The organism is Clostridium sp., from assembly GCF_021443865.1.
Classification (GTDB): Bacteria; Bacillota; Clostridia; order Clostridiales; family Clostridiaceae; genus Clostridium.
In genome coordinates this window covers 1-6,611 of record NZ_JABUTB010000038.1, presented here as the reverse complement: position 1 = coordinate 6,611, position 6,611 = coordinate 1, and the positions used below count along the sequence as shown (strand labels likewise).

Below are 6,611 nucleotides of genomic sequence, written 5' to 3'. Positions count from 1 at the left end.
GCTGGTGCAGCTTCTCCTTCATATACATATCCACATATTGTACAAACAAATTTTTTCATTAATGAACTCCTCCTAAATTATCAATATATATAGAATTTATTTTTTCGGTGCTTTTATTATATAATAATTATTATTATTTGTAAATACTTTATGTAAATTTTCCAGTAATTTTATATTAAAAATGTAAAAGATGGGAGTAATTTAATCTAATTACTTCCATCTCATATATTAATCTTATTTAATTTTCATTTTAATTTATAGGTATATCTATTTTCTTTTTTATTCTAGTTACAATATTATATGGCAAGTTTAAAGCTTTTTCTATATACTTGTCCTCTATTTTTTTAGTTGCAATAATAACAATTTCAGCAATAATAATTGCTGCAACTCCATCTACAATAAAATGTTGTTTTATAAATAATGTAGATAAGATTATTAATATACCTATTATATTGGTATAAATAAACCATGATTTATTATCTTTAATCTTTGTAAACCTAATAATAATATATGTGTTTAAGACGTGAATCGAAGGAAAACAATTAAAAGGTCTATCAGCTTCATATATTAAATTAACTAATCTATTAGGTAATGTGTTATTATCAATTATAGGTCTTGATATCTCTACTGGATATAAATAATAGAATAAATAGCAAATACACATACTTATATAAATTATCATAAGAGCTTTAAAATATCTCTTTCTATCCTTAGATAAAATAAATATTAGTCCAAAGAAAACAAAAGCATACCAATATACGTACGGAAAAATAAATGCAGATACATAAGGTATTTCTTTGTCTAGAGTTAAAGAAAGATCTTTTCCACTCTTAGCTAATGCTCCTGCTACTACATAATTAATATTTATTATTGGCAAAATAATAAACCAAGTTAAATCTAGCCACTTTATTTCATTTATATTATACTTAAGGATAATATTTTTAATAAAGTTTCTCATAAAACCACCTCATTTTATGTCTTATTTATTTTTTTCTAATACATATATTTTACAATATATAGATTATATTGTGCTAATTTTTTTTTATTTTTAAGAAATTTATAAGGTTTACCCTATATATTAAGAATTTCTTTAACTTTTTCCATATTAATATTTTCTTCTAATATTTTTGATAATTTATCTAATTCTCTAAGCTTATATTCTTTGTAAGTACTAATTTCATTATAATCATCCATAAGATTATTTTTAACTAATAAGCTTTTTATAAAGTACTTAATAAAATCCCCATTATCAAAAATCCCATGTATATAGGTTCCAATTACATTTCCTTTATCATTTATAGCCCCTGCTATTTCTCCATTACTTAACTCAATAAATATATTATTCTCATTAGTTACTAAAGTTTCTCCATTATGTATTTCATATCCAAAAACTTCTATGTTATTGATTTCTTTAATTTTATTTGAAGTAATTCTTCCAGAAGACTGCTTTGTTATCTTTTCTTTATTAAACCTAGTTGTTAATGGTAAAAACCCAAAGCCCTTTTCAATTCTTTTTTCCCCTTCAACACCTAAATCATCTATAATAACACTTCCCATCATCTGATAGCCACCACAAATTCCTAAGATAGTCGTACCTCTTTTTTCTAAAGTAACTATCTCGTTATATAGCCCTTTTTCTTTTAAGAACCTAATATCTTCAATAGTATTTTTACTTCCAGGAATTATTAATACATGTGGATTTCCAATTTCCTTTAATGTATTTACATATCTTATAGATACATTTTCTAATCTACTTAAAGCATTAAAATCTGTGAAATTAGACATATAGGGTAGTCTAATAACTACTATATCTAATCCTTTACTTTCACTAGTACTATTAGATATTCTTTCAGTAACACTATCTTCATCTTCTATATCTAAATTAAAATAGGGCATTGCTCCAAGTACTGGGATATTTATAATTTTTTCTAATTGTTTCATTGCAGGTTTAAAGGATTCCATACTCCCTCTAAATTTATTAATTATAATACCCTTTACTCTATTTCTTTCTTCCTCATCTAAAAGCATTATAGTTCCTACTACAGAAGCAAAGACTCCCCCCCTATCTATATCTGCTACTAAAATCACTGGGGAATTACTTACCTTTGCCATATGCATATTGGCTATATCGCTTTCCCTCAAATTAATTTCAGCACAGCTTCCAGAGCCTTCTAAAACCATTAAATCATATTCTTTTGATATTTCTTTATATGTATCTTTAACTACTTCTTTTAACTCCTTGTTAAGCTCTTTATATTTATATGAATCAATATTACATTTTACCTTTCCATTAACAATAACTTGTGTCTGCATATTTCCACTAGGCTTTAATAATACTGGATTCATACAGGCTCTTGGTTTTATTTCACAAGCCTCAGCTTGGACAACTTGGGCTCTCCCCATTTCAAGACCTTCTTCAGTTACATAGGAGTTTAAAGAAATATTTAGAGCTTTAAAAGGGGCAACCCTCATACCTGCATTCTTAAAATATCTGCAAATGGCTGTAGCTATAGTACTTTTACCAACTGAAGAGGCTGTTCCAAGCAGCATTATACTCTTACTCATTAATAATACCTACTATATCTAAAAATCCATGGGTTTCATTTGTAATAACACCATTTTCTTTGAATTTAATTGGATACTTAAATAAGGGTCCATCAAAAGCAAAGGTATGATATTCTCCATTTTCTCCACAAGCATCAGAACCTGAAGCCACTATATCTGAAACCACTTTTTTAGTTAATTGCTTTCCTAGAAAATCTGTTGATAATACATCTAGCCTTACATTCTTAATAACTGTCTTAAATCCACTATCTATAAACTCAAAAGTCAACTTTTCTCTATTTTCAAGCCATAATGGGAAAATTGCTTCCATATTAGCTTCATTGCATCTATCAGTACACCAAACTCTATGAGCTTCTAAATCTATATCTCCAAATACACAAGCTTCTGCTCCTAATTCATCTTTAGCCTTTTTTAAAGCCTTATTAAAAGCATCCTTATATTCTTCACCTTCACATTTTACTAATAGTAATGGTATGTTTAAAGATTTTGAAACCTCTTCTAATAAATCCTGCGGTACACCATGGAACCAAGACCTTAATACTTTTTTATCTACAGTTATAAGCAAAGCAACTGGCTTATGTCCACTTTTTATCATTCTATATAATGCTAGTGTACTATCTTTTCCACAGCTATATGACATAACAAACTTCTTACTCATAATTTACCTCCATTTATTTAATGTTCTAAGCATAAAGGATTTTATATCTATTCCATATACTTCTTCTAAGTCTCTGCCATTTAAAACTTCTCTAGTATCTCCATTATTAATAAGAATTCCATCCTTAATCATTAAAACCTTATCTCCAAAGTTTTGAACTAGGTTTAAATCATGTAAAACAGCAACAACTATTTTATTATTTTCCTTTGCCCAAAGCTTTAGATAGTCTAATATTTCTATTTGATATCTTAAGTCTAAATGATTAGTTGGTTCATCTAATAAAATAACATCTGGCTCTTGAGCAAAGGCTCTAGCTAAAAAAACTCTCTGCAATTGTCCACCAGATAATTCACTAATTAATTTATCTTTAATATCTAAAATACCAACCTTATCTAAGCTTTTATTTATTATTTCTTCGTCATTTTTACTAAGTCTTGAAAATACTCCATTTAAGTGAGCATATCTTCCTAGAGAAACAGTTTCATATATAGTATAAGGAAATAAAATATTTGAACTTTGTGTCATTAAAGAAACCTTTGTAGCTAATTCTTTTCTTTTTAGTAAGGATGTATCTATTCCATCTAGCAATACATTTCCTCTAAAAGAAATTAAATTTGCTATGGCCTTTAAAAGAGTACTCTTTCCACATCCATTAGGTCCAACTATGCAAATATTTTCCCCTCTATTAACTTTAAAACTAATATCTTTTACTATATCTTCTTCATCATAACCACAATATATATTTTTAACTTCTAACATTTAATCACCTACTTTGACTTTTTAAAATATAGGTATGCAAAGAATGGTGCCCCTATCATTGCAGTTACTGCTCCTACAGGCAATTCTGAAGGAATTATAATAGTTCTTGCTATTAAATCAGTAATTATCATAAGACAACCACCAAAAACTACTGACATTGGTATAACATAAGCATGCTTTGAGCCAAAAACTTTTCTTACTATATGTGGCGCTATTAAATCTACAAAGCCTATGGTACCACTAATAGAAACAGCGGCTCCTGTTAATATAGCCACATAAATAAATAGAAACTTTTTAACTCTTTCTGCCTCTACTCCTATAGCTTTGGCTTGTTCTTCTCCAAAGGTTAAAACATCCATTTCTTTAACAAATGCCATAATACATATTATTCCAACTAAAAAAAACGGAAATCCAGCTTTAAGATAACTCCAGCCTCTCATTGAAAATGATCCCATTTGCCACAAAGTTATTGCTTCCATTTTCCTTGTAAACAATGCTGTTAAAGTTGTTAAGGCGGCATTAAAGAATAATGAAAATACCATTCCTGTTAAGATAATAGTTGTATTAGAAAGTTTTTTATCAACTTTGCTAGCAAAAGCTAACACTATAATCATTGTGAAGAAACTACATAAAAATCCTACTAGGGGTAATGAAAAGTTTCCAAGGAAAGGGATAGTAGTTCCTGAAACAATTAAAAGTCCTACACCTAGTGAAGCCCCTGATGATACTCCTAATGTATATGGAGAGGCTAATGGGTTCTTTAATACAGATTGTGTTACTGCGCCACTAGCTGCTAGAGCTCCACCAATACAAAAGGCTAATAAAACTCTAGGTAATCTTATATTCCATATTATTGCAACATCTTTAGCTTCAATGCCATCTAATAATTTAATATTAAATAATTTATGTACAATTATTGATATAATATCCATAATGCTAATATTGGAACTTCCAATGGAAGTTCCAATACAAATTATTAAAAATACTAATGGCACTGATAGTATCATCAATGACTTAATTTTTTTATCTCTATTTATACTCATTTGGGTAAATAGCCTTAGCCATTTCCTTTAAAGCTTTAATAACATTTTGTGAAGGTCTTGAAGAAGAATTCTTATCTATTTCATAGATTTGATTTTCTTTAACTGCAGTTAAACTATCCCATCCTTCACGGCTTTTTATTTCATCTGTAGCACTAATTCCATTAATTTCTGGAACATTTGTTAGTATTACATCTGGATTTGCAGCTATTACTGATTCTGGTGTAGGTGATATCCAAGAATCTTCATTTCCAAATATATTCTCTGCTCCAATTATTTGAATCATTTCGTTTAAGAAAGTATCTTTACCAAAGCTATATAAACTAGGAGTTGAACCAATTTCAAAATATACTTTTTTCTTATTAGTTATTTTTTCTCCTATACCCTTTATTTCTTCAACTTCCTTTTTCATATTTTCAACTATTTCTTTTCCTTGCTGTTCAGTTTTAGTTACTTCAGCAATGAATTCTATATCTCCATAAATTCCATCAATGCTATAGCTACTTGGAATATATACTACTGGTATTCCAGCCTCTTTAACTAATTTAAATGGATCTTCTTCACCAGCTTTATTATGTCCTGATGCAATAATTATGTCTGGTTGTAAAGAAATTATAGTTTCTATATCTGGATTTCTAAAATCAATTTGTGGTAAATCAGTATTAACACCTTCCACATCTGCTGAATACTTATCAATAGCAACAAGCTTATCAGAAAGTCCAAGTGCAACTAAAACCTCTGTATTAGATGGTGCTGTTGATATTATTTTTTCAATCTTCTTAGGTAAAGTAAATTCATTACCTTCCCTATCTGTCATATTTTTTGTAGTGTTTGTACAACCAGTAAATAATGCTAAAGAAAACATCATAGCAAACACTAATGAAAGAATTTTACTTCCTTTTTTCATAATTAATCCTCCTAATTTTTTTATTAGGGCTATTTTGCAAATAATATTTTTACAAAATAAAAAAGACATACTAAGAGTATGCCCTAAAATACTTATTAATAATTTTGAATTATAAAATATAACTCAAAACTATATTAGTACTCCTATTATCCCACCCTCAGAAGATAATAGTTTTCCCATAAAAGGTAGGTCTCCCGGCTTTACTTCATCCTACTCTCTAACCTTCCCGCAAAAAAGCAGTGGTATACATAGATTTCGTCCATATCACGGTTACTGGGGTAGCTCAGGATTGTACCTGATTCCCTATTAAGCTTAAAAAAGCACCTTATATAGTTATATAGCTTAAATTTCATTTAGAATTATATTATTAATCATATAATATGTCAATTATAATATTCTATTTGATAACACTTTTTAGTGCTTGAATTAATTTTTTATTTTCTTCTCTTTTTCTTACTGCAACTCTATAATAATTGTCATTTAATCCCTTATAGTTATTACAGCTTCTTATAATGATATTTCTCTTCATAAGTTCTAATTTTAAATCCATCTCTTTTTCTAATTTAAACATTATAAAGTTAACAGAAGGCTTAAAAACTTTTATATCCTTTAATTTATTTAACTCTTTAAATAAGTACTCTTTCTCCTCTTTAATATATGAAATAGTTTTATCAATATATTA

The 6,611-nt window shown here is 28.1% G+C and carries 7 protein-coding genes and 1 riboswitch; all 7 genes read right to left on the bottom strand.

The window, feature by feature from the left end; genetic code table 11:
* Positions 1–250 precede the first annotated feature (250 nt).
* Complete coding sequence (locus HUJ77_RS08415; protein WP_291708137.1) at positions 251–958, bottom strand: phosphatase PAP2 family protein; 708 nt, start codon at positions 956–958, stop codon at positions 251–253.
* Between the two features lie 113 nt (positions 959–1,071).
* The gene (locus tag HUJ77_RS08410) at positions 1,072–2,565 is read right to left on the bottom strand and encodes a cobyric acid synthase (RefSeq protein WP_291708136.1); all 1,494 of its coding nucleotides are present in this window, start codon (positions 2,563–2,565) and stop codon (positions 1,072–1,074) included.
* The gene (locus HUJ77_RS08405; protein WP_291708135.1) at positions 2,558–3,223 is read right to left on the bottom strand and encodes a diphthine--ammonia ligase; all 666 of its coding nucleotides are present in this window, start codon (positions 3,221–3,223) and stop codon (positions 2,558–2,560) included. Before HUJ77_RS08405 ends, HUJ77_RS08410 begins: the two co-directional genes overlap by 8 nt.
* Before the next feature lie 3 nt (positions 3,224–3,226).
* On the bottom strand, positions 3,227–3,982 hold the full coding sequence (locus HUJ77_RS08400; protein WP_291708134.1) for an ABC transporter ATP-binding protein: 756 nt from the start codon (positions 3,980–3,982) through the stop codon (positions 3,227–3,229).
* Positions 3,983–3,990: 8 nt separating this feature from the next.
* Positions 3,991–5,025 (bottom strand): iron ABC transporter permease, encoded by a 1,035-nt coding sequence (locus HUJ77_RS08395; RefSeq protein WP_291708133.1) that lies wholly within the window; start codon positions 5,023–5,025, stop codon positions 3,991–3,993.
* Complete coding sequence (locus HUJ77_RS08390) at positions 5,012–5,929, bottom strand: ABC transporter substrate-binding protein (RefSeq protein ID WP_291708132.1); 918 nt, start codon at positions 5,927–5,929, stop codon at positions 5,012–5,014. The genes HUJ77_RS08395 and HUJ77_RS08390 overlap by 14 nt, the downstream gene beginning before the upstream one ends.
* A gap of 166 nt (positions 5,930–6,095) precedes the next feature.
* Positions 6,096–6,272, bottom strand: a riboswitch (cobalamin riboswitch).
* 54 nt (positions 6,273–6,326) lie between these two features.
* Positions 6,327–6,479: a hypothetical protein gene (locus tag HUJ77_RS08385; RefSeq protein WP_291708131.1), complete on the bottom strand. Its 153-nt coding sequence runs from the start codon at positions 6,477–6,479 to the stop codon at positions 6,327–6,329.
* Positions 6,480–6,611: the final 132 nt, after the last annotated feature.

Excerpts from the sequence above, each read along its gene's own strand:
- HUJ77_RS08415 (WP_291708137.1), bottom strand. The coding sequence starts at position 958 with ATGAGAAACTTTATTAAAAATATTATCCTTAAGTATAATATAAATGAA.
- HUJ77_RS08410 (WP_291708136.1), bottom strand. The coding sequence starts at position 2,565 with ATGAGTAAGAGTATAATGCTGCTTGGAACAGCCTCTTCAGTTGGTAAA.
- HUJ77_RS08405 (WP_291708135.1), bottom strand. The coding sequence starts at position 3,223 with ATGAGTAAGAAGTTTGTTATGTCATATAGCTGTGGAAAAGATAGTACA.
- HUJ77_RS08400 (WP_291708134.1), bottom strand. The coding sequence starts at position 3,982 with ATGTTAGAAGTTAAAAATATATATTGTGGTTATGATGAAGAAGATATA.
- HUJ77_RS08395 (WP_291708133.1), bottom strand. The coding sequence starts at position 5,025 with ATGAGTATAAATAGAGATAAAAAAATTAAGTCATTGATGATACTATCA.
- HUJ77_RS08390 (WP_291708132.1), bottom strand. The coding sequence starts at position 5,929 with ATGAAAAAAGGAAGTAAAATTCTTTCATTAGTGTTTGCTATGATGTTT.
- HUJ77_RS08385 (WP_291708131.1), bottom strand. The coding sequence starts at position 6,479 with ATGGATTTAAAATTAGAACTTATGAAGAGAAATATCATTATAAGAAGC.